We start from the raw sequence: 23,707 nt of genomic DNA on the forward strand, positions 1-23,707 counted from the left end.
ATAGTAGGCGATTAAGAGGCTCAACTGGAGTTAAGCCTCTTAGTTAGTTATCTGCTTAGAATTTTAGGCTAACTTTCGCCCAATAGCTGCGTCCCGGCTCGTTGATCCGCGTATTGGATGAATAGCCAAAGCTGCCATTCCCGGCCAAGTTAAGATGCTCGCTGTAGGTTTTGTTAAGTAGGTTATCGATACCCACCGTTAAGGCTAGTTTATCGGTAAATTGATAACGGCTGTTCGCAGAGAGGACGACGAAGCTGGCACTCGGTCCGAAATCTTTGCCCACCACGTTGCCTTCATTTTTGGCGATACGATGTTGGGCCGCGACCCAGCGGACTAATCCGGTGGTACGCCAATTACCAGTATGCCAGGTCGCCCCTAAACGGGTCTCCAGCGGTGGAATTTGGGGGAGAGGTCGATGTTCCTGGCGATTGTTGGCTTGGGCATAGCTGACACTGCTCTCCAATTTCCAATGATCCGACAGTTGATAGCTGGCCCCCATTTCTCCACCAAAAATCAGCGCATCAACATTATCGGCTTGGCTTATTCGTTTTTGCGTGGGCTGATAGCGGAACAGGATAAAATCCTCTACCCATCCGACATAAGCCGACACCCAAGCATCCAATTGTTTATCTTGGTATTTTGCGCCAATATCCAGTTGCGTGGTCTTTTCTGGTTTAAGTTGTTTAAACGCGGAGTGTACCGCGTCTGGACCATAGGTGGGGGAGAAAAGCTCCCAATAATCCGGGAACCGTTCGGTATAGCCTAAGCCTGCATAGAGCAGCGTTGGGGAGTGTTCTGGCTGATGCTCAAATCGTAGGAATCCCGCGGGCATCACCCTATTACGATGTCCTGAGGAAGGAGTGCGTTTATCCTCGGCCTGGCTCAGGTCGGCTCTGGCCCCCCCGATCAGGTGAGCGCCCTGATTAAGGGCATAACGCAATTCGCTGAACATTCCATAATCACTGAAGCTAGCATCATCTCGCCAGGTACCTGAAATTTTACGACGATGACTGTTGTGCTGCATATCGACGCCACTGCGTAATTCCGTTGACGTCCATTCCCAAGTGCCCATTACACGACCGCCAAGGGTTTTACGGCCAACTTGCGAGCGCATTGGCATCGACATCCCCGCAGTGGCGTGGCGCAGCGAGAAATTATCCATGACATGGTCGGCATTATTGTAATACAGATGGCTGGTCAGTTCGGTGAAGGTCTCGCTTATATTCTGTTTATTAAAGGTTAGTCCTAGGCTTTGGCGTTTGAATTGCGAGCCGTCCATGCCTCGACCGGCATAACGCGCGTTGCCGTTACCTTGCCCTGCAGTGAGCTCGAGTAAGGTGTCGGCATCCGGAGTCCAGCCAAGGGCAATATCGCTATTCCATTTTTTCCATTTCGATGGCACGTTGCGCCCGTCTCCGTCTTGGTAATCGTTAGACTGTGCATGATTACCCGTTAATCGAAGATAGCCTTGCTGATTGCCTAAACTGATATCAGCATTTTGGTCATTACGCTGGTTAGAGCCGGTGACGAGGCTGGCATCCCCTTGTACACCGGGCGCAGTGAAAGAGGGAGGCAGTCGTTCAAAGCGCAGTGTACCTGCCGAGTTGCCCGGCCCCCATAACACGGTCTGAGGGCCTTTGGTTAAGGTCATCACATCGAAATTCTCAGGAGAAAGATAGGAGGAGGGGGAGTCCATCCGACTACCACATGCCCCTAACATCTCACTATCATTCATCAGCATGCGTAAGCGCGAGCCAAACATGCCACGAAATACGGGATCACCATTGGTCCCGCCATTACGGATCTGAGCGAAGCCGGGGATGGTTTTGAGATAATCGGAGCCATCGCTGGCGGGTAGGGGTTGGCGCGGCGTTTTCGGTGAGCTAATCACCTCTAACGGCGAGTTGATCGGTGCGCTGACGATAATGGTGGAGAGATTTTCAGCCTGCTCAGGCGATGAAGCGGCGGCGACTTGCTGGCTATAAGCCACCAGTACAGCAAGTGTGATGGGCGATAACGTGGAATGATAAGACATAATAACTTCCTTAATGCGTAGGCGTGACAATGCCTAGCGCTTCAATGCTAAAACGGCCAAGATGAGTTCTCATCAGGCAAGAATGGAACAGAGTGGGCGTTTTAAAAGGAAGGAGGAGCGCGAGCTTGGCTTGATGACCAATAGCCTGTTAAGGGCCGGGTAATTAGCGGAATGTGACTACGGGACCGTAGCGGGGAATAAACAATGACCAGAGCGAGCAGAATAACCCACTGCAAAAACGGGAAATGCGCTAACAATTGGCAGTAACCACAGGCCATATCGTCGAGCATTTTTCGGTCGAAAGACGGGGCTTTAGAAGATGGCGAGGGTGACATCATCGCACATTCATCGCTGGGTAGTGGTGACACCCCCTGCATTGAGGTCATGGCAGAGGCTGAATGGATTGGAGTGTGTAGGCTCTTCGAGATTATCGGGGCAATAAACAGCATGGCGATTGAAAAAATCGCTAACTTTGCAGCGAAGCAGTAAACTTTTGCTAAGTGGTGCAAACCGATAAACCCCCAGTCTTTTGTGCAGCGCTATATTATCCCAAAAGTGGTTAAGGGCCTATAAAAAACCTCAGTTTTTATAAGGCATTATTTATGCCCAAATAGTGTCGATTAATGGTAGGGTATTGGCCTCCAATCACCTGCCTACTATGAAGAAATAGCTGACTATGCAACATGCGATAATAGCGATCATCACCTTATTCGCGACCTTGGCCTTGGGCTGGCTAGTGGGGTCACAGTGTTCCTTGAACGTTCGACAATCGGTGGTGAAATCCCTTAGCACCATTGTTCTACTCTTGTTATTGAGTATGGGAATGGATTTTGCGGAAGTGCTCACGCAAGGTGGGTTGGGTGGCGCTATTATGCTTCACGCGCTGCTGCTTTCTGGTTTGATCACGCTATTTACCGGCGCATTATTATTGCGTAAACCGGCTGCAATCGATAATGACCATCCATTACCCTCGCTATTATCGGCTTTTGGTAGCTGTCTTAAGGCGATCGCTGCATTTATCGCTGGGGTAACCTTGGGCTATTTCACACATTTCAGCCTTAGTACTGTAGGTCTTTCCAGCAATAGCGTACTTTATGTGATGCTATTTTGTGTGGGGGTGGATCTGGTTGGATTTCGTTTTGGTCGTGTGACCCGCCAATGTGCCAGCGTACCGGTGACGGCGATCCTTGGCTATATTCTAGCCGCTGGGCTATTCAGCCTACTGACGCCCTTTAGCTGGCAGCAGTCACTGATGTTGGGCAGTGGCTTAGGCTGGTTCTCGCTATCAGGTCCGATGATCCATCAACTCGCGGGAGCGCAGATGGGCGCCCTCGCCTTTATGACCGACTTCTTACGCGAACTTCTAAGCATCGTCTTCCTCTACTTTCTGGGCCGTCGTCAGCCCCTCGCGGCTGTGGGGCTAAGCGGCGCCGCCGCGATGGATTCAGCACTGCCATTTATTAAGCAAAATTGTGATGCCTACTATATTCCCTATGCCATCTTCAGTGGGTTGCTCTTGACGCTGGCCGCACCCTTTCTTATCTCCCTGACGGTGGCCCTATGTTGACGCCCCTTATAGCCAGGGCAACACAAGGCGTCTTGGCCTGTTTGCTGTGTCTGGTAACCCTCTCGCCAGAGGCTGCTTTGGAAGGGATATTACTTGCCCCTCCATCGGGGCAACCGCCTCAGCGACTATTAGTGTTGTTACACGGATATGGCAGCAACGAGCAGGACTTGCTGCCGCTGGCCGATTATGTCGCGCAAGACTATGCCGTTGTCAGTTTACAAGCCCCGATTACCGTGGGTCCCCACCGTTTTGCGTGGTATCGAAACGGTTCCAGCGCGCAGGCAGATATTTACGCAGCACGCCAACAAATCTTGTCTCGTATCGCTCAGATACAGCAGCAGTTGAAGATCCCAGCGAATAAAACGCTGCTCGCCGGTTTTAGCCAAGGGGCAGTAATAAGCTGGAGTATTGCCTTAAACGCCCCCGAGTCGATTGGTGCGGCGGCCATCTTCAGTGGACGTTTGCCAGAGTCTGTCGGTACATCGCCGATACAGCAAAACCGGCCCAATTTACCGAAACTCTTCGTGGGGCACGGCCAGCGCGATCAACGTATCGCGCTGGCCTTAGATGAGCAAGCCGTAGCACTAGCTCAACATCGGGGTTATTCGTTGAGCTTCCATCGTTACGCGGATCTCGGCCACGGCATTAACGAACCAGAGCTGAAAGACTTCAAGCAGTGGGCTGCCCGTCTTAGCCTTCAAACACCATCGTCGTAGAGGCCTGTTCACTGCTGCGTGGGGCCTTGAGAAGCCGCGCGAACTCAATTTCGAGCTTTTCTACCGCGACAAGAAACTGTGCAGGGGTATAGTTTTTTTGCTGTTGTGACGCATAGGCAATGGCCAGTTCTTTCGCCGTAAAACGTTGTGTGGAAAACATAAGTCAGCTCCTCTAGTTGATAGGACAAAGTTTAGGCGCGTCACCGTACAAAATAAAATTGGTTTGAATGATTACTGTGATGGGTAAAACTTTGCGCAATCTCACAGTTTTAAACTGAGGTTTCGGTGAATGAAACCCATTCTTAATCAAAATTTTGTGTTAACAAATCGACTATAGTGTGCCGTTTGGTAAGATTTAATTGTGCGCGCAGTGCATTTTCTTAATGAGTACATTACGCTTATAACAACATAAGAGGGAAATCAGTGCCCGGCTGATTAGTTCTGGAGTAGGTTGATGAGTAAAAGAATAATTTTTACTGTTTTAGTGATGATAGCTATTGTCTCACTGGCAATTTTTTTTAGAGTACAGAACCAAGATTTATTGTTACAAGGCGAAGTTGATGCACCAGAAGTCATTGTCGCATCCAAAGCGAAAGGACGCGTCGTCGAACGGCTGATTGAGCGCGGTGACGATGTTAAAGCGGGGCAGGTTATCATCCGTCTCGATGCCCCTGAGCTGATCGCCCAGCTAAAAGCGGCGGAAGCAGCGCGCGATCAAGCTAAGTTTACCTTAGAGATGTCGCAGAACGGCACACGAGAAGAGAGTATCCGTCAATTGACCGCGACTCTGGCGGGTGCTAAGGCGGATTATCAAACTGCCGAAGCGACCTATCGCCGAAATCAAAGTGTGGCAGCGAAAGGCTATATTTCAGCTTTAGACTTAGATAATGCCCGCAATTCCCGCGATACCGCGTTACACAGTATGCAGAGTGCGCAAGCGAATTTGGATGAAGCGAAACATGGCGATCGTTGGGAGCAACGCGATGTTTATAGTGCGCAGTTACAACAAGCCGAACAGCAATTAGCGGAAATTAAGGTGCAAACCGATGACCTTAACGTTAAAGCGCCTGTCGATGGCGAGGTTGGCCCTATTCCCGCTGAAGTGGGGGATTTATTAAGCGCATCAAGTCCCCTCGTGACATTAGTTCGCTTACCCCAAGCCTATTTCGTGTTCAATTTACGTGAAGATATTCTTGCCCACGTGCGCAAGGGAGATGTGATTCACCTGCGAGTCCCCGCGCTAAATAATCAAGTGATTGAGGCGCGTGTCCATTACATTGCCCCGCTGGGCGATTTTTCGACGAAGAGCGCGACACGGGCAACCGGTGATTTCGATCTTAAAACCTTCGAAGTGCGCCTATGGCCCACCCAACCCGTTAATGGTTTACGTCAGGGAATGAGCGCGCTATGGCAGTGGAAACGTTAAGCAAAGGCTTTCGGGCCTTTCGCCGAGCCTTCAATAAAGAGATTCGGATCAGTTCTCGGAAACCCGCGATTCACTGGTTAACCTGGTGCTTTCCGCTGCTGCTCTTCTGGCTATTGAGCAGTAACTTCTCTGAAGGGACGCTGATGAATTTACCGGTGGCGGTAGTCGATAATGACCATAGCCAATTATCTCGCGAATTAATCCGTAAGCTGGACGCCAGTCCTCATGCGAAGCTGACCGAGTGGGAAGGGGGGCTAAACGAAGCCCTGCACAAGATGCGCACGGCGCAAGATTACGGACTGGTCTATATTCCGCCGGACTTTGAAAAACATCTGCTTTCCGCGAAACAGCCCAAGGTTGCCTTTTATTACAATGCGCTCTATTACGGCGCGGGATTATATTCAACTCAAGACTTTTCTGGACTGGTAACGGCGATCAACAGCGAGTATCGCAGTGCCGTCGAAGCCAAGATAGGGAAAGCTGCACCCACGCTGCCTTCCGTCTCCTTGGTGTACCGCAGCCTCTTTAATGCCAGCGGCAGCTATATCTACTACCAGCAATTTGCCGCCACCATACACCTTATCCAGCTGTTTGTGGTGACCAGCATGATTTATGTGTTATCGCGTAGTAAACCCCTGATCTATGCTGACCGCTTCGGTTGGGCATTGTTGGGTAAGCTCGCCCCTTATACCTTGGTTTACACCACCATCTTAATGGGGGAAATCGCGCTATTAGTGTGGGTCTTCTCAGCACGGTTTGTGGGCGATCCCTACTATATGTTCTTCGTTGCTTTTTTCTATATTATGGCGGCACAGAGCCTAGGGCTGATGCTTTTCACCTTTACCCGTACCGCGATCAGTGCTTATACCTTAATGGCGATATTTGTGACCATTGCGTTAGCGTTTTCTGGACTCGGGATGCCCGAATTATCGATGCCCTTACCGGCCCAGTTTATTGCCAATATGGAACCCCTCACTCACGCGCTTTATGCGATGTTTGATCTGTTTATTCGACAAGTGCCCGCTAAACCGGTGATGGGCGTCTGTGCGCTGTTGGCGGTCTACCCGATTGTGGTGGGGCTATTAGTGTTTCGTCGGTTACCTAAGCGCTTACGCGACCAAGAGGCGATGGTATGAGCAGTTATTGGGCGACCTTCAAGAAGGTTCTGGCAGGGATGCTCGAAAAGCCGATGTGGGCGATGCTGCTGTTATCACTCTGCATTATCAGTATGGTGTATGCCAAAGGGACGGTATGGGAGATGCCAGTGGCGGTGGTCGATCTGGATCACAGCTCGGCCAGTCATCTTTTAACGCGTAACCTTGATGCAAGCCCCAAGCTAAACGTGGTGACCTACGACCAGCTGGGTCAAGCGGAACGTGATATGGGCTATCGTAAGTTATTTGCAGTGATTGAAATCCCAGTCGATTTTGAAAAAAAGATGTTATCGGGTAAGAGTGTCTCGATTCCTGTCTTTGGCGATGCCACCAACCGCTTACCTAATGGTCAAATTCAGCAGAATGTGGTGGCGGCGTACCAACAGATGCTTAACCAGTATGAAGTTGAGTTGATGATGAAAAGCCAATTCACTCAGTCTGAAGCGAACGTTGTCTTAACGCCGATGACCGGCCTGACATTGCCGTTATTTAACCCCGGCATCAGCTTTGCCGCGATTATCTTTCCGGGCTTACTGGTGATGTTATTGCAGCACTCCTTGCTGATTGCCAGCGTCAGGGTCTGCTTAATGATGAGCACAGAAGGGCGGCCTAAGCTGCCTGTTGTCTTGGGCGCACTGTCGGCGTTGATCCCAATTTGGTTATTTCTATCGATAGTATTGTTCGCCCTATGGCCATGGGTCTTGGGCTATAAGCAGGCGGCATCGATTCCAGAGATTTTACTGCTCACTTTCCCGTTCCTTCTGGCGGTACTGGGACTTGGCCGTTTATTGACGGAATGTATTCGTCGCGTCGAGATGATCTATCTGACCCTGTCGTTTATCACTACACCGGTCTTCTATATTTCCGGTACCCTCTGGCCCTTACAAGCTATGCCGAGTCCGGTAAGGTTTATTTCCAGCTTGTTCCCGTCAACCTGGGCCATTAAAGCGATTGCCGGGGTGAATCAGATGGGGTTATCGTTGCGGGAAGCCCTGCCGGATATCTGTATGTTGTTGTTACTGTTTGCGGTCTACAGTTTCGCCAGCTTTGTCCTGACTTTCCTCCGCGACAGACGCCTGATCAGTCGACTGCTCCATCGCGGAAGCCAGCATTAAGACGCTACCCAGCGGTGTGCCAGGCTTGAGTGATCAGCGTGGCCCGCTGGTCAGCACAATAATCCACAACTGAATTTTTATTGGTCGAGCGTTGAGTAAGCTCAGTGACTTCGTCAGCGGTCAGCGTGCAATCGCTCTCCCAAAACGGGCTACAGGCATTATCCATTATCCATAACTTCAGATGCTGAGCGGGAAACTGCTGCTGCGCGAGAGGGAAAAGGCGATGATTAAGCTTATGCAGTAACTGCTGCTGGCGATCATTGCCGCTGTCGGCAAGTAGATCGAAAAAGGGCAGAAGCAATTGCCCGCAGACCTTGCCATGGTGCCAGGTTTTATAGGCGCCTATTTCTCCCGCAATACCATGAATCACCCCCAGTCCGGCGCTCGCCAAGCACAGGCCGCCTAACCACGAGGCGATCAACATTTTTTCGCGTGACGCTTCACCGAGATCGTCATCCAGGGCTATCGTTGGCCAGGCTTCGACAAACAGCTCTAACCCAGTGGTGCTCAGTGCGTGAATTAATGGTGTTGCGTGGCGAGAAAGGTAGGCCTCGAAAAGATGGGTAAAAGCATCGATTCCACAATTGGCGAGGACGGCTGCTGGGGTGCCCTCCATCAACCTTGCATCCAAGATGGCATAATCGGGCACTAGGTTGGGATGGCGTAACGATGCTTTCGTCTTTAATACCTGGGTATCCGTTACCACCGCGTTTTGAGTGACTTCACTGCCGGTCCCGGCGGTCGTGGGAATGGCTATCAAGGCTAATCGTTCACCACTAAGCGGTGTATCGCCGACTTTTTCGAGGTAGCGCACAGCAGGAAGCGGATGGCAGGCCAGGGTGCTGAAGGCTTTGCCCGCATCGAGAGTACTTCCTCCACCGATAGCGATCACGGTGCGGCAGCGGCCGCGCCAAGCCGATACCCACTCATCGAGCTGTTGTGGCGAGGCCTCCTGTGTCACTTCGACAATCCCCACCAATTGCGCGGTAAGGCTCGCCGACAGGGCTGGCCAATGACTCCCGTTCAGAAAAGAGGGTGATGCGAACAGTAGCGCATCACCCGGAGTTTGACCTAAAAGCGCGGGTAATTCCTGCAGCGATCCGCTGCCACTGAGTGTCTGTTGGTTACTGCATAGTGCTGTAATAGTTGACATAGCAAGGCTCCCTATTTCTGCTTCACTCTAGCGTCTAGACGGGTAAAGGGTGTAGGGAAGGATGCTACACCCGTTATCCTGCCCCAAGCTAGGTGGACAATTCTCAGAATAGGAGTTTCCAGACGCGCGCTTACCCAGCAATTAACGACGCTCTATGTTGCTCGAGCAATTGTTGTAAATCCTCTACCACTAAGCTGAGTTTTTCGGGTGTCGGCAAATGACGGATCTGCGCTTGATAACGATGTAATAGCGCCTGCAGCTGTTCAAAAGCCCGCTCGCGGTGTAACGCCAGTTTGCTGGTAGAGAGTAGCGTGGCGCAGTCACGGATCTCTTGATGGAACTCGGCTAAGCCTGGAAATTTGTAGATCGTAATTGCATTAATTCGTCGATAGATGATGATTAAATTAATCGCTAATTGATAGCGATGCAGTGAACGGCTGTCTAACGTAATTAACGACAGAAGTTGATCGTAGAGTCCGCTTAAGCGATTTTTTTTTCGACGCTGCGGATTAGTGGTCAAGGTTTGCAAGGCGGTTACTAGAATATTACGGGTCAGGGCATTGGCGAGATGCGTCTTATGCAGGTCAGGGATAATCGCAATGATCACCATGGAGACAATCGCCCCTAGGATCTGCCCCAGGCCACTGTCTAATGTATGGCTAAAATCAAAGGTCTCTGGATTAGTGATCGGGATTAAATTAAAAATAAACATCAACGACGCGCCACTGCCTAAGATTTTATACTGCACCGCGAGGGAGAGAATAAAAACTAGTGCGCCTAGGGCGATCAGCAATAGTGCGAAGCTCTGTTGAGTCGTCGGTATAATCAGTAAATAAAACAGCATACTGATCGGAATGATGTAGATCATGCCATAAATAAAATCGAGTCCTAACGCTTTCGGGCTTTCCGCGCGCATCGCCAGCGTGGTGACGATACTCGCGATAATTAAAAAGCCACTTATCGCGGTAGGGTCCATCACTAACCACAGTGCACAGCCCACTGCGGTAGTCATAAAGGTTCGCATCCCATTGATAAAGGCATGTTTGCGTTGCGCGGTGTGTGCGGGGGTTAAGGTGTAGCGTGCGATGATCTCTTTTTCAATCTGGTGTAACGGTTGGTGCGCGTGAAGCCCGCGTAACAAAATCCGTAGCTCTTTCATTGCCTTAAGCCAAGCACTTAATGAGTAGGGGGTTTGCGTCGCGGGCAGCTGATGGATGAGGTAGGTGAACTGATGCAATTTCTGATTTAATTGCTCCGGCGTCTGACACTCATCTTGAAATAAAAAGTACCAATGGCTATTCCGTTTATCGGGTCGCTGCTGGAAATACTGTTGTGTCTCGTAGGTTAAGGTAAGCAGATGAAAGAGGATCCCATTAATGCCCTTAAGACGACGATGCATCATTACCGAGTAATGTGAGGACTCCATACGGAGTGTTTGGCGCATGGCTTGTAGTGCTTTGGCTTGGGTCAGGTGACCGCGGAAGACGTCCTCGAAGTGCTGGGTATCGTCACTGGTGAAACACTGAGACAAAAGTTGAAAGCAGTTGTGGGGTAACTCCGCAATCCGCTGGTCGATCGAACGTTTAACCGAACGGGGTAAGAATAGCAGGTCAGAAAATATCAGGCAGAGCAGCCCCAAGGTGATTTCAAAGAAACGATAGAGGGCAATTTGTAGCACGTCGTGTGGGGTCTGCCAGGCCGTGACTAAAATGATAAATACCGAGTATCCGGCTAAGCCAAAAGCATAACTGATCTCTTGCTTAACAACGGTAAATAGCCATGAGAAAAAACCGGCCCATGCACAACAGGCGAGGAGTAACAATATCGGTACACGGCTAAAAAAAGTCATGATTAACACGCCGCCGACACAGCCGACCGCGGTACCGATTAAGCGGAGGAAACCGCGAAAACGTAACACACCGCTCATCGGTTCGCCACCGCTGGCAAAGGCCGGCGAGGCGGCGATGATGGCGACAGTCATCATTGACCATTTGGGGGTGTCGAGTTCCAGTATAAAACTTAACGCCAGTGCAAAGAGCAGCGCACAGGTAGTTTTACAGGCAAAGCGAAGCCGGTAAAAAAGTGAGTTATGCATTGTTTTTATAATCTAAAAATAAAATTTAGAAAAAGGGGTGATGCCTGCTGACAAGGCTGGATAAGAAGCGAAACTAGACAGTTGAAAACATGGTGGCGTTTCCACAAATTGGCGTGAAAGTTATATTACGCTTTTCGTCAAAAAGTGAAAGTATGATCGCCATCAACAAATGAGGTTTTTTTTGTGGCGATTTGTTTTTTTTATCGTAACGGGTACCCACGTCGGTGAATCTAGCCGCCTACCGAGACAGAATAATCTGCTCAAATTACAAGGATGACTTTTCAGGAATTGAGGCATGGTCACGTAGGAAAACACTGAGGACATCTTTGGGCGGCACCCCCGCCGCTTGAGCGATTAGCCATCCCACGGCACCGCGATGATAGCTGCTATGGTGCAATACATGCTCGACCATCTCACTCGCGCTCATCGACCCTTGCCCGCCATCAACGAAGCTGAATTCGATCGGTCGAGTGGGGGCGCTCCAGTGCTCGACATATGAAAGATACCAATCACTGCACTGTTCCATTGCGTGGGCAAGGTCGGAAAGTACCGGCGTTTCGACGGTATTTAATGCTGGATAACCGTGATCGACGCCTTGAAGATTACCTTTGAAAATCGCATCGACAACATGAATATGATTCATCAATCTAATCATAATTTTTTTCTGTTCTGCATACAGCGAATCGTCGATCGTAGCGATAGCGGCTAAGGTTTGCTGATCGGCCCAGCGCTTGAAGGAGAGTAATGTCGAAATACAAAGGCTTGCCATGGTGGTCTCCACGCAGTAAGGATAAGGCATTGATTATTCAATGCCCGGTCGTAAAAAGCGAGGAACATTTTATCCAGCCGTGCGCACTGCCTTGAAATGTATGATGTCCTGCGGCAGGGTAAAGATTTAAGGAGAAAAACGATGATTGATGCGGTAGACCACGTGCATGTTTATGTTGACGATGTCCTCGCGGCAGCAGCGTGGTATCGGAAATTTTTAGGCTTCGAACATGATGCGGCCTTTACCGAATGGTATGAGCAAGGCGGTCCCTATGTGATCCGCTGTGGCGCGGCGGCGCTGTCTCTTTTTCAGCGATCCTCACCCAAACCGGGTAACACTATCGCATTTGCGATTCAGGCGACAAAATTACGTGCACTGCTCGCGAGGGTAGAGCAGTCTACCCTGGCCTACACAGTGGTCGATCATCACCTGACTTGGTCGATTTATTTCGATGATCTCTGTGCGAATCCGCTGGAAGTCACCTGTAATGATTACGCGGCGGCGACGCCAATGATGGCCGCGGCCGCGCAAAAACGGTCTTAGGATGATGGGGTGTTTAAACAGGCTGCATAGGGGCCGGTAATCCCCTTATTACGTGGAAAATCCAGATCGCCCCATTTGCTGGTGGTGATGCCTAAATTTAGCAGCGACTCCAATAAGGTGACCGCTGCGCCCACGCCATCAATCACTGGCATCTGTAATTCTTCGCTTAATTCGGCTGCCAGATCAGCCATCCCCCCGCAACCTAAAATAATCGCCCCGACATTATCGTTGTGCTTGGCATTCAGGCAGTATTCCCGCACTTTCTGTTGCGCCAACCCACTGCCATCCTCGAGGCTTAATACCGGCAGATCGATGGCATGCACGGCCGCACACTGTTCGTAAAAGCCATAACGATGCAATAAGTGGCGGGCAATAATTACCGTACGCGGCAGGGTGGTAACGATCGAAAAACGGGTCGCGACCATGCTGGCGACATGCATGGCGGCCTCTGCAATCCCCAGCACGGGGCCTTTCGCCAGTTCACGCGCCGCCAGTAACCCCGGGTCCCCGAAGCACGCGATAATGTGGCCATTTACCCCCCGATCTTCACCCTCTCTGATCTGCTGCAAAATCCCCAACGTGGCGACTGCCTCATCGAAATGCCCCTCGATGGACGGGACACCTTCTTTAGGGCATACGGCGTCAATCTCTACCCGTGAACTGGCAATAGTCCGCGCGGTGTGAGCCATAGTCTCGGTCATGGCCTGACTGGTATTAGGGTTAATCAGTTGAATACGATGGCGGCGCATAAAGTCTCCATAGAAAAAGGGATGCACAGTGACTGTGCAATGTGGGCATTAGTGCACTCTAATGAATCTCTAAGTATCACTGCAAGCGTTAATTATAAACGACCCCGAGGCTAGACTGAGGCGGCCACACGCGGCGCAGGTGGCGATGAAATTATTGTTTCAATTGAAAAAGAATTGGTATGTTATTTGCAGTCTACTGTCATCAGTTCGATTTCGTTCACGAGGATGGCACTATGGCGCACCAAGATTCGACAACTCCACACAATTACCCGTCTAGCTACAGCCCCAAATTGACTAATGACGATTTGGCTCCGGTCAAAAATCCGCACTGGTCATGGTATAACATTTTCTCGTTTTGGATGTCGGATATCCATAGCATGGGCGGTTATGTCGTGGCTGCCAGCTTCTTTGCCTTGGGCTTAGCAGGGTGGCAAGTCCTACTCTGTTTACTGGTCGGAATCTGTATTGTTCAGGTGGCCGCCAATTTAATCGCTCGACCCAGTCAATTGACCGGCGTGCCTTACGCCGTGGTCTGTCGTCAGGCCTTTGGCGTCTTTGGTGCGAATATCCCCGCGGTGATCCGTGGACTGATCGCCTTTGCTTGGTATGGTATTCAAACTTGGCTTGCTTCTAATGCGCTACTGTTAGTGTTACTAAAATTTTGGCCAAGCCTGACGCCGCTAACCGTGCCGCATTTTGTCGGCCTATCCGCGCTAGGATGGATCTGTTTCGCAGTGATGTGGTGCCTGCAAGCCATGGTGTTCTGGCGAGGCATGCGCACCATTCAGGCCTTTATCGATATTGCAGGCCCTGCGGTTTATATCGTGATGTTAGCGTTGGCCGTGTGGATTATTTCGCAAACCGGTTGGCAGGGCATTTCTCTGACCTTATCGGAGAAAACGCTGAGTACTTCGCAACAGACTTGGCAGATGATCACCGCGATATCGCTAGTCGTCTCCTATTTCTCAGGCCCATTACTGAATTTTGGTGACTTCGCTCGGTATGGCAAGTCGATGCAAGAGGTGTGCCGGGGTAATCGTTGGGGACTCCCTTTCAATTTCCTATTGTTCTCAGTGATTACGGTCATCATCGTTTCCGGGACTAAGAGTTTATATGGTCAGATGATCACCGACCCGATTGAGACCGTGGCCCATACTGGAAATGGTCTTGTGATGGCACTCGCGCTGCTGACGATGATCACCGCAACCGTGGGGATCAATATTGTCGCGAATTTCGTCTCACCAGCCTTTGATTTTTCCAACTGCGCGCCGCAAAAAATAAGTTTTCGTATGGGCGGGATGATTGCAGCGGTCGGTTCAGTACTGCTGACGCCTTGGAATTTATTCCAATCACCTGAATTGATCCACTATAGCTTAGATGTCTTAGGGGCCTTTATCGGGCCACTGTTTGGGATCTTATTATGCGATTTTTACCTGATTAAACGCGGTAAAATTGAGGTCGATGAGCTGTTTAATGCCTCTAAAAACGGGCGTTATTGGTATCAAGGTGGCGTGAACCTACGCGCCGTTGCCGCATTGGTGCCCGCGGTAGTGATTGGCTTAGTGATCAGCTTTATACCAAGCTTACACGCGGTAGCGAACTTTAGTTGGTTTATCGGCGTAGGCATTGCGGGGGTGGCGCATTTCATATTGCATCCGCGTGAAGCGCATGTAACGCAGTCCTCCACGTTATCAAGTTTAGTGACCGGCAAAGAATCGTGATTCTTTGTGGTGAACAGATAGTGCCTAATCGAAACTGAAGGTATACTGCGCATCCCTTAGGTTGTGGATGTCGCAGTCGATTATGGTTAATGCAAGTGATCTTATTGAGCAGTTATGTGAGAAGGGTTGGTTTTACCAACAAAATGTAATCCCGGGCGAATGGGTAACGGCCTTAGCCGATCTTTGTCATAAGCGGACCTTCTTACAAGCAGGGATTGGTCAAGGGATCAAAAACATCATCAACGAAGCGATTCGCTCGGACAGTATCAGCTGGATTGATCCTCAAGAAAAGGATCCCGCAGTAGTCTATTATTTAGCGTTAGTTGACGAGATCAAACACCTGCTTAACCGAGAATTTTATTTAGGGTTGAACGGCTTTGAAGGACACTTCTCTCGCTATCCACAAGGCGCGTTTTATAAGCCGCACTACGACTGTTTCGCTCAAGACAAACGCCGAGCGGTAACCCTGATTTTCTATATCAATCAGAACTGGCAACCCGAAAATGGCGGCCAGCTCTGTTTGCATTTACCGGAAGGCAAAAAGGTCATCGAGCCGGTGGCTGGCAGCATGATCTGTTTCCTATCAGAACAAATCTTACATGAAGTCTTGCCGACGCAGGTCGAGCGGATGGCGCTAACCGGATGGTTCGTTCGCCACCAAGGGCAAGACTACTTTTACAGCTAGTTCTACACAAAATTTCCTACTTAATTTTCAGAATTGTGATCAGCATGCCATACTAATGGCTTGCTTTTTTTTTTATATGGCAAATCTGCCCAGCTTTTTTCACACAGTTATTTAATGAGGTCGTTGTGTCACAAACGAAAACTGAACATCTCGGATTGGCCCAGTTGGCATTAGCCCTCGGTGGCTTCGCCATTGGCACAGGCGAATTTGTGATCATGGGATTATTGCCAGACGTGGCACATGGGTTGCAGAGTTCGATTACGCGGGCGGGCGATGCCATCAGTAGCTATGCCTTAGGCGTCGTGGTGGGTGCGCCGCTGATTGCGGTCCTTTTCTCACGCGTGTCACGTCAGCGTTTATTGATCGCTTTAATGGGGCTGTTCGCGTTGGGTAACGTGGCCAGCGCCCTTGCGCCAGGCTATCTCTCCTTTGTGCTGATGCGTTTTATTACGGGTCTGCCACACGGTGCCTTCTTTGGGGTGGCCTCATTGGTCGCCGCCTCGATGGTGCCCGCGCATCAGCGTGGTAAAGCGATTGGCCGCATGATGTTGGGCTTAACCGTGGCAACGTTACTTGGCGTTCCTGCGGTGTCATGGATTGGCCACCACTTAAGCTGGCAGCTCGCTTTCTGGTTTGTGGGGGCCTGTGCGGTCGTCTCGCTGCTCATGATCATTCGCTATGTGCCTTTCAGCCAAGGGGATCGTTCGGCACATCCATTACGGGAGCTGACAGCGCTTAAGAAGCCGCAAGTACTGTTAACCCTGCTGACCGGCGCAACCGGATTTGGGGGAATGTTCGCGGTCTTTAGCTATATCACCCCGACCATGATCCATTATGCGGGGATGAGTGAGGCACAAATTCCTTGGGTGATGGCCGCTTTTGGTCTCGGGATGATTGTCGGTAGCACCTTAGGGGGAAAGTTCGCAGACTGGAGTGTTCGCAAAACGATCGGTCTGTCGTTGTTATGGAATATCGCCATTATGGTGCTGTTCTGCTTCCTCTCAAAATACGTCATTACTGGCTTCTTGGCGGCATTTTTGATCGGTACTGCAGGGCTACTTATTCCTTCCCTACAAATCCGCTTAATGGATGTAGCGGGCGAAGCACAAACCTTAGCGGCCGCGATGAATCACTCGGCGCTGAATATGGCCAATGCGTTGGGGGCTTTCCTCGGTGGTGTCGTGATTGATGCGGGCTTAGGCTGGGTGTCAACGGCTTGGGTAGGAACGGTGTTAGCGGTAATGGGGCTGATTATTTTTTTACTCTCATTACGAGTGAAGCATTAGTTTTACGCTTCCCGGCCCTTGAGGGGCCGGAAAAGGTCATCAAGATTTATGCTTTTGGCGACTACGACGTAATCGCAGCCCTATTAGCAACAAGATCACCACAACGATGCCTACCGCAATGCCCGGCACCATATAAGGTTGTGCGGCCGCTAGGAAAGGCAAACGCCCCCCTTTACGCATCCATGCCACATCACCCGCTTCAACCGTTACCTGCGGATTACCATAATTATGTAAGACATAATTACTGATATCGGCAATTTGTTGATCGGTCAGTGGATCAACATAAGTCGGTGAAGTGAATGCTGGCATTAACACATCATGATCTTGAGTGGTCCGTCTTACCCCAAATAAAATAGCGGAGACTAGATTATCGGGATGGATCATGCCGGTGGCCGTGTTGTGGAATAACGACGGATAGGCTTGATTTGGACTGCCCGAACCATCCGGTTGGTGGCAACTGGCGCAGTTACCACTGAATAGCTTGGCACCACTACCGAGGGCGTTATAAGCATTATTCGGTGCGTCACCGCGGATCGCGGTTTCGACACTCACCGGCTTGCCGAAAGTGTAAGCCGCAGCCGTTTCTCCTTCAGTACGGATCGGTGTTGTCTGTTTAAGGTAAACGGCAATCGCTTTAAGATCGCTGTCCGGTAAATATTGCAAGCTATGCTCTACGGCTTCTGCCATGCCGCCAGCGGCTTGGTTTTTCCCTACCGCGCGACCGGTTTTGAGGTAGCTAACCAATTCATCGTCTCGCCATCCACCAATACCACTGATCGGATCAGAGGTAATATTGGGGGCATACCAACTGCCTAATGGTGCGCCCGCCAGCGGCTGATCGTGTTTCTCTGCCATCATAAAGTTACGCGGGGTGTGGCAGGTATCACAGTGTGCAAGCCCATTAACCAGATAATTACCACGATTCCATTCCGCGCTTTTGCTCTCATCCACCTTATAGCTGTCAGTGCTGCCGAAGATAGCGTTCCACATGCCCATGCTAAAGCGAAGATTAGAAGGGAAGGTGAGCTTGGTCAGCGTATTCGCCTTGTCCACCGGTTTAACGCTATGCATAAAATAGGCATAGAGCGCATGGACATCGTCGTCTGTCATAAGATGATACGAGGTATAAGGCATCGCAGGATAGAGATGCGCCCCATCAGGTCGAATACCTTCGCGGATCGCTCTGGCAAACTGTGCCTCACTGTATCCGCCAATACCTTGTGCCGAAGGAGTGATGTTAGTGGCATAAATCGCCCCCATCGGAGAAGCGATGGCATAGCCTCCTGAAAAGGCTGTTTTGCTGCCCGGCGCCGTGTGACAGGCCTGACAGTCAGAGGCGATAGCCACTTTCTCGCCTTGGGCAATCAACGCTGCGCCTGCATCAGCCTCGGTTTGCGCGTAGGCCAATGGGGAGGTCGCCATCAGGGTCAATACCCACGCCAGTGTTTTGTTAAGCCGCACGATTATACTCCCGCCTTTAAACGTTGAGCCATATCATGGGCCGCTTTTAATCCCAGCGCAGCCATGGTCAAGGTGCTGTTGACCACACTGGCGGAAGGGATGGCGCCACCCCCCGGTAACCAAAGGTTTTCATGGTCGAAGGCACGGCAATTGCTATCGACTACCGCATTCTTGACGGAATCTCCCATAATGGTGCCGCCCATGATATGGTTATTCGCATTGAGACTAGTGGTAATGTTGAACTCTTTCGCGTTAAACAGCGAACCGATGTGACGCAGCTGGTCATGGGCTGCTTCAGCACCTTTGCGCACATAATCGCCGACATCATAGTGAATGTCAGGGGAAGCCAGGCCATGCGTATCGTTACGGTCAGCACTGAGCGTAAGGCGGTTATCGGGATCTGGTAACGGCTCTAAGCTTATCGATAGATCAACGCCGTGCGTCGAGCGGTAACGGATCTCGTCATCTAAAGCTTTACCGACCAAGCCTTTGGCTAAGGCCTGTTTTGTCGCGGGAACCACCCGTGAAATATTATTGAGGATCATCTTGTTCGCCGAGTAATCACGCCGGAAGTCACCGTCACGCGGGCCGACCATACAGCTACTCTGCGCTGGACCGCGACCAAGCCACATCGGCTCTTCGGTCAGAAAGCTACAGTGGAAACCGGAATGGTCCATCATATTACGGCCGACCATATCGGAGCTGTTAGCGATCCCAGTAGGGTTATCTTTATTGGCCGCCAGCAGTAATAGGCGCGGCGTCTCGATACCGTTACAGGCTAAGGCGAACATTTTCGCCGAGGCTTTATGCGAAGCCTTCTGATTATCCAACCAGTGCACCGCCGTAATACGGTTTTGGCTATCGGTATCGATTTTATAGACCACAGACTCTGAAAGGACGACCGCGCCTTGACGTTCGGCACGCTCGACATGATGAATACCGTTATACATCGCGCCGATCGGGCAGATAGGTTGGCAGTTGTTGTTACCACAGCAGACAGGGCGGCCTTCCCAAGGGCGGGTACTCCGGCCTTGCGGAATCGGCACTAGGTTATAGCCATGTGGATTGACCACGCTGGCAAAATAATTATCGCCATGGGCGAAAGGCACCATCTCCATAGGATAAGGGCGGCTACGTTCGGCAGGAGATTGCATCGCGGGATCGTTTGGACCTGCGACGCCAATTTCATATTCCGCTTCGCAATACCACGGCTCAAACTCTTGATAAGAGATCGGCCAATCGCGTCCGACTTGGTACTTGCGTTGCATTTCGAAATCGCTCGGATGATGACGCCAGCACGAGGCTGCCCAGTGCCAAGTCGTACCGCCAACAGTACGTAAGTAGCCTTGTTGAAAACTGCCTGCACTCGGGCCGGTGACGTTGACGTAATTATTCGGTGGAAAATAGAGCGGGGCGGGTGCTAAAGGCGATTGCGGGTAGAGTCCTTGGAAATCGGAACCGGCACGATTGGCAAACGGCATATTACGCCAGTTTTCGACCGCTTGAGCACGGGTGATCCGCAGCCCTGCTTCGAGAACTAACACGGAATAACCCTGCGCCACCAATCGGTCCGCCATCATACCGCCGACAATACCGGATCCAACGATCACAACATCGGCGCTCACATCGCCACTTGCAGTAAATTCTGGTTTTTTCATGATGATTGATTTTATTGTTATTAATTTTAAGTATAAAAGATTACAACGCGTCGATGACGGCAGTGCTATTAGCGTCAGGCACTGGCGCGGTCCACCATAACGGCCCATTGCCACAATAGGTCGGCACGACCAATCCATCACTCACCGTGCGATACATCCACGCTTGCTGGTAACTGACCAAGATGCCGTGATAATCATTGCCGACAGTGCCGGTGTACCATGCGGTGACTATTTGTTGGAGTCGCGCCTGCAGACCGGCTGCTTGGGCTTTTTCAGCAAAGGCGGTGGCACTCATGCCTTCTTGAATCATCTGTACCAAGGGAGTGATTTGTTGGGCGAAGTTAGGCACTTTTTTTACGAAAGCATTAAAGAAATGCGCCGCCAGTTCTGCATTCACTTGCTTATGTTCGGTAATAGCCTGTGTGATACGTATAAAGGCACGCAACGTATCGCCTGAGGAGGCAGTATTCTGTGCAAGCCCGCTAAGAGGCAGTGAGGTGATAAAGCAGCCTGCGGTAACAATCAGCGAACTTTTTAGGAAACGACGGCGATTAGTATCGATACCAACCCTATCGTAATCAGGTTGTGGGAGGTTAGGAGTCACGGTCTTCAAAACGGGATGTGATAAAGTTAACATGATATAGTGAAATACGTCTTAGATGTAAAAAGATTATAATGATTGAGAGGAAGACGTCTGGGCGGTAAGCCAACGACTTACCGCTTAATAGTGTTACTGGCGATGCGTTGAAACGCGTTGATGAATGGCTTCGCTTCGCCCGGCAAGTCCGACTAATGTCACTTCACAACCATGACGATGGTAACGATGTTCGATGGAATCAAGCACGCTAACACTCGACGCATCCCACACCTGTGCTTCAGAGAGGTCGATGACAACCTGCTTTGGATCATTGGCGTAGTCAAAATGTTCATAGAGATCGTTACTGCTGGCGAAGAATAGCGGGCCTTGCACCTGATAGGTGACACGTTCACCTGATTGCGAAAGCGACCGCTGGGCAACGATAATGTGGCTGATCCGTGTGGCAAACAGTAGTGACGCAAAGACTGCGCCGACGACGACACCCAGTGCTAAATTACTGGTCCATACCGTGATGACCACGGTGAGCAGCATTATTAAGGTCTCACTAACCGGTAATCGACGCAATGTCTTAGGCTGCAAGCTGTGCCAATTTATCGTTTTAACCGATACAATCACCATGATCGCCGCTAAGACCACCATCGGTATTTTCGCCATCACTTGACTCAATACGCTGACTAACAATAGTAAGACGCATGCGGCAACGATGGTAGAAACGCGACTGCGGGCTTTACCCAGTTCGACGTTGACAATGGTTTGACCGATCATGGCACAGCCTGCAACGCCGCCGTAGAATGCGGCCAAAATATTGGCTATCCCTAATCCCCAAGACTCGCGGTGTTTATTCGATGGGGTATCCGTTAACTCATCAACCAACTTAGCCGTTAACAATGACTCCATTAGGCCAACTAAGGCTACACTGATTGCGGCGGGCCAGATAATACTCAGCGTGTGCCAATTAAGCGCCACCTGCAGTGAATTAAAGCTAGGCAGCCCAGGGGACATACTGCCTTCATCCCCGACATTCGGTAATCGTAGGCCGGTATAGGCAACGACTGCGGTAAGCAAAACAATGGCGACCAGCGGAGCAGGGATGGCGGTAAAGAGACGAGGCAAACCGAATACGATAACTAACGTAATCGCGAAAAACAGCCATACCATCGGCCCATGGCCAATGATATGGGGAACTTGTGCCATAAAGATCAGGATACCTAAAGCATTCACAAAACCTGTCATCACTGATTGGGGGATATAGCGCATCATTCTCGCTAATCCTAACCAACCAAACACAATTTGTATTACTCCCGCCATCACAACCGTCGGTAAAATATAGTTCACGCCATGTGCAGCGACCATGGGTCCGATGACCAAGGCGACTGAACCGGCTGCGGCACTGACCATCGCCGGGCGACCGCCAATGAAGGAGAGGGTTAAGCAGATCACAAAGGATGCAATCAGACTGACTTTAGGGTCGACACCAGAAATGACCGAGAACGAAATAACTTCGGGGATCAGGGCCAGGGCGGTGACAATACCCGCTAAACTCTCGGTAATCAGTTTTCCGGGGGAGGTCAGTACCGTTTTAACTTGCCCAGCTTTTGCTGCAGAACAGGGTTCCATTCATTTTACCTTGTGAAAAACGTATTATTTATTATTGCTTTTACCTGAAAAGAGGAATCTCAACACAGGAATGCGCTGATGAATTTCGTAAAGGATAAATGATACGCTAAAAACCATTACTAATCCTGCAAAAAAACCAAGGTAATTTTTAGGGATTGCGGGACTTACATATAAGCCATATACCAAGGTTAGGGGATGGTGGACTAAGTAAATAAATAAGGAGGCATTGACTAAGTAACTGACCGCGGGCGAATGGATATTTAATAATCGGTAGCCACTGCTAAAGCAGATATTAAGCATACAGATCCTCATTACCATCGAGATTAACGCATCAAGCTCATATAGCCAGCCTACGCCTGAATTGTAATGTTGATTGTAATGGTAGGCACTAAAGGCGACGACTGTACCCATCCATAACAGCGGGTGTGGCTTAATAAAGCGTGCTTTTGATGAAGTGATTTGCCAAGCCAGCGCGCCTAGCATTAAAGAAAGGCAAATAGAATAGCACCTGCATCACCACGATGTTCATTAGCGCATCTTTCATCACCAAGGGCAGGGTCAGTAGGAGTAGACGGCGAAGTAAGCACCAAACCAAAATACTCAGTGTTAACCCACCCAGGACCTGCCACCAGCCAATCTGTTTATGTTGCCACTGTTCAGTACGCTGTTTAAGGAAATGAAATAATTGATAACCGATCATCGTTAATAAACACAGAATCAGTTAAAACCATAAATGGGAGATAAGCTCCCAACACAGAGTATTATATTTTTCATACAGCGTGAACTGAGACCAGTTAGGAAATTTATCCGAGACATTTTTCAACAGTCTACATTGCGGCAGCGTAATTAAGGGGATTGCCGCGAGAAATGGAATACCGACTCTTTCCAGACGAACTTTTAACCAGCGATGGGGCGAGTAGCGTAAGAAAAGCATATAAGAAAAATAGCCGGAAATGACGAAAAATACTTGCATCCGAAACGAGTGAATACATTCATTAAAAAGGGTCAATCCGAAGGATGACGTTGGGCTATTGACCGTCCAATGCTGTGAAAAATAAATTAGCGATACGTGGAAAGGGACCGCGAGCAGCACCAGGATTGCGCGGATTCAATCGGGAAAATATTCACGTAGTTGGGATTGGGCAGACATCATCTATACCCATCGTCTAGGGTGTATTTGGCACGATTACGGCTAAGATTAACGTAAGTATATCAGACAACGTTATGCGAATTGGGGTTTCGTAAAACTATCCGAAAAATCCGGCTTTTCTAATAAAAAGAAACTATCATTCGAAGATGACTGTCAGAATGCTGCCGAATCAATTATTATAAGCTTAGTCAGTTTGGAACATATTTTTA

The 23,707-nt window shown here is 50.1% G+C and carries 20 protein-coding genes and 1 pseudogene; 9 read left to right on the top strand and 12 right to left on the bottom strand.

The genetic code is table 11. The features are described 5' to 3' along the window. Positions 1-55: 55 nt before the first annotated feature. A complete protein-coding gene (locus tag BMX14_RS13605; protein WP_092677665.1) occupies positions 56-2,035 on the bottom strand; it encodes a TonB-dependent copper receptor in 1,980 nt (659 codons plus the stop codon). A gap of 101 nt (positions 2,036-2,136) precedes the next feature. Then, on the bottom strand, positions 2,137-2,544 hold the full coding sequence (locus BMX14_RS13610) for a DUF2946 domain-containing protein (protein WP_092677667.1): 408 nt from the start codon (positions 2,542-2,544) through the stop codon (positions 2,137-2,139). 167 nt (positions 2,545-2,711) lie between these two features. On the opposite strand from BMX14_RS13610, the gene BMX14_RS13615 reads away from it, so the two are divergent. Next, the gene (locus BMX14_RS13615) at positions 2,712-3,602 is read left to right on the top strand and encodes a lysine exporter LysO family protein (RefSeq protein WP_092677669.1); all 891 of its coding nucleotides are present in this window, start codon (positions 2,712-2,714) and stop codon (positions 3,600-3,602) included. Next, positions 3,596-4,318: an alpha/beta hydrolase gene (locus BMX14_RS13620; RefSeq protein ID WP_092677671.1), complete on the top strand. Its 723-nt coding sequence runs from the start codon at positions 3,596-3,598 to the stop codon at positions 4,316-4,318. Before BMX14_RS13615 ends, BMX14_RS13620 begins: the two co-directional genes overlap by 7 nt. On the opposite strand, the gene BMX14_RS13625 is transcribed toward BMX14_RS13620, so the two are convergent. Further along, positions 4,293-4,478 carry a YdiH family protein gene (locus BMX14_RS13625; RefSeq protein WP_092677673.1) on the bottom strand — a complete coding sequence of 62 codons (186 nt, stop codon included), beginning with the start codon at positions 4,476-4,478 and terminating at the stop codon, positions 4,293-4,295. The two genes, BMX14_RS13620 and BMX14_RS13625, sit on opposite strands and share 26 nt — an antisense overlap. A 294-nt stretch (positions 4,479-4,772) precedes the next feature. Here BMX14_RS13625 and BMX14_RS13630 point away from each other — a divergent pair, with 294 nt between their 5' ends. The 3 genes from BMX14_RS13630 to BMX14_RS13640 are packed head-to-tail and all read left to right on the top strand — an operon-like array spanning position 4,773 to position 8,013. Next, positions 4,773-5,744 carry an HlyD family secretion protein gene (locus BMX14_RS13630; protein ID WP_092677674.1) on the top strand — a complete coding sequence of 324 codons (972 nt, stop codon included), beginning with the start codon at positions 4,773-4,775 and terminating at the stop codon, positions 5,742-5,744. Then, positions 5,726-6,880 carry an ABC transporter permease gene (locus tag BMX14_RS13635; RefSeq protein ID WP_092677676.1) on the top strand — a complete coding sequence of 385 codons (1,155 nt, stop codon included), beginning with the start codon at positions 5,726-5,728 and terminating at the stop codon, positions 6,878-6,880. Before BMX14_RS13630 ends, BMX14_RS13635 begins: the two co-directional genes overlap by 19 nt. Beyond that, the gene (locus BMX14_RS13640) at positions 6,877-8,013 is read left to right on the top strand and encodes an ABC transporter permease (protein WP_092677677.1); all 1,137 of its coding nucleotides are present in this window, start codon (positions 6,877-6,879) and stop codon (positions 8,011-8,013) included. The genes BMX14_RS13635 and BMX14_RS13640 overlap by 4 nt, the downstream gene beginning before the upstream one ends. Positions 8,014-8,017: 4 nt before the next feature. On the opposite strand, the gene BMX14_RS13645 is transcribed toward BMX14_RS13640, so the two are convergent. From BMX14_RS13645 to BMX14_RS13655, 3 genes are all read right to left on the bottom strand, one after another. Continuing rightward, entirely contained in the window at positions 8,018-9,166 is a 1,149-nt protein-coding gene (locus BMX14_RS13645; RefSeq protein WP_092677679.1) for an iron-containing alcohol dehydrogenase, read from the bottom strand. A 130-nt stretch (positions 9,167-9,296) separates the two neighbouring features. Then, the gene (locus tag BMX14_RS13650) at positions 9,297-11,261 is read right to left on the bottom strand and encodes an FUSC family protein (protein ID WP_092677681.1); all 1,965 of its coding nucleotides are present in this window, start codon (positions 11,259-11,261) and stop codon (positions 9,297-9,299) included. Between the two features lie 265 nt (positions 11,262-11,526). Continuing rightward, on the bottom strand, positions 11,527-12,030 hold the full coding sequence (locus tag BMX14_RS13655; protein ID WP_092677683.1) for a DinB family protein: 504 nt from the start codon (positions 12,028-12,030) through the stop codon (positions 11,527-11,529). A 141-nt stretch (positions 12,031-12,171) separates the two neighbouring features. On the opposite strand from BMX14_RS13655, the gene BMX14_RS13660 reads away from it, so the two are divergent. Next, entirely contained in the window at positions 12,172-12,573 is a 402-nt protein-coding gene (locus BMX14_RS13660; RefSeq protein WP_177173164.1) for a VOC family protein, read from the top strand. Here BMX14_RS13660 and BMX14_RS13665 read toward each other — a convergent pair. After that, positions 12,570-13,322 (bottom strand): aspartate/glutamate racemase family protein, encoded by a 753-nt coding sequence (locus tag BMX14_RS13665; protein WP_092677687.1) that lies wholly within the window; start codon positions 13,320-13,322, stop codon positions 12,570-12,572. The two genes, BMX14_RS13660 and BMX14_RS13665, sit on opposite strands and share 4 nt — an antisense overlap. A gap of 233 nt (positions 13,323-13,555) precedes the next feature. Here BMX14_RS13665 and BMX14_RS13670 point away from each other — a divergent pair, with 233 nt between their 5' ends. The 3 genes from BMX14_RS13670 (at position 13,556) to BMX14_RS13680 (ending at position 17,014) form a co-directional block, all read left to right on the top strand. After that, positions 13,556-15,043, top strand: a complete 1,488-nt coding sequence (locus BMX14_RS13670; protein ID WP_092677799.1) for an NCS1 family nucleobase:cation symporter-1 — start codon at positions 13,556-13,558, stop codon at positions 15,041-15,043. A gap of 82 nt (positions 15,044-15,125) precedes the next feature. After that, positions 15,126-15,728, top strand: coding sequence for a 2OG-Fe(II) oxygenase (locus BMX14_RS13675; RefSeq protein WP_177173165.1), 603 nt, complete (start codon positions 15,126-15,128; stop codon positions 15,726-15,728). A 125-nt stretch (positions 15,729-15,853) separates the two neighbouring features. Continuing rightward, positions 15,854-17,014 (top strand): MFS transporter, encoded by a 1,161-nt coding sequence (locus BMX14_RS13680; protein ID WP_230527506.1) that lies wholly within the window; start codon positions 15,854-15,856, stop codon positions 17,012-17,014. A gap of 39 nt (positions 17,015-17,053) precedes the next feature. Here the strand turns inward: BMX14_RS13680 and BMX14_RS13685 are convergent, their stop codons facing one another. The 5 genes and pseudogenes from BMX14_RS13685 to mdoC all read right to left on the bottom strand — a co-directional run bounded on the left by BMX14_RS13685 (position 17,054) and on the right by mdoC (position 23,456). Then, on the bottom strand, positions 17,054-18,436 hold the full coding sequence (locus BMX14_RS13685) for a c-type cytochrome (protein ID WP_092677802.1): 1,383 nt from the start codon (positions 18,434-18,436) through the stop codon (positions 17,054-17,056). Between the two features lie 41 nt (positions 18,437-18,477). Further along, positions 18,478-20,133 (bottom strand): GMC family oxidoreductase, encoded by a 1,656-nt coding sequence (locus BMX14_RS13690; RefSeq protein ID WP_092677690.1) that lies wholly within the window; start codon positions 20,131-20,133, stop codon positions 18,478-18,480. 40 nt (positions 20,134-20,173) lie between these two features. Further along, positions 20,174-20,737, bottom strand: coding sequence for a sorbitol dehydrogenase family protein (locus BMX14_RS13695; protein ID WP_230527507.1), 564 nt, complete (start codon positions 20,735-20,737; stop codon positions 20,174-20,176). A gap of 126 nt (positions 20,738-20,863) precedes the next feature. Further along, positions 20,864-22,348 carry a SulP family inorganic anion transporter gene (locus BMX14_RS13700; protein ID WP_092677694.1) on the bottom strand — a complete coding sequence of 495 codons (1,485 nt, stop codon included), beginning with the start codon at positions 22,346-22,348 and terminating at the stop codon, positions 20,864-20,866. 24 nt (positions 22,349-22,372) lie between these two features. After that, a pseudogene (mdoC, locus tag BMX14_RS13705) lies at positions 22,373-23,456 on the bottom strand (glucans biosynthesis protein MdoC). Between the last annotated feature and the right edge of the window lie 251 nt (positions 23,457-23,707).

Source organism: Rosenbergiella nectarea (assembly GCF_900111105.1).
Taxonomy (GTDB): domain Bacteria; phylum Pseudomonadota; class Gammaproteobacteria; order Enterobacterales; family Enterobacteriaceae; genus Rosenbergiella; species Rosenbergiella nectarea.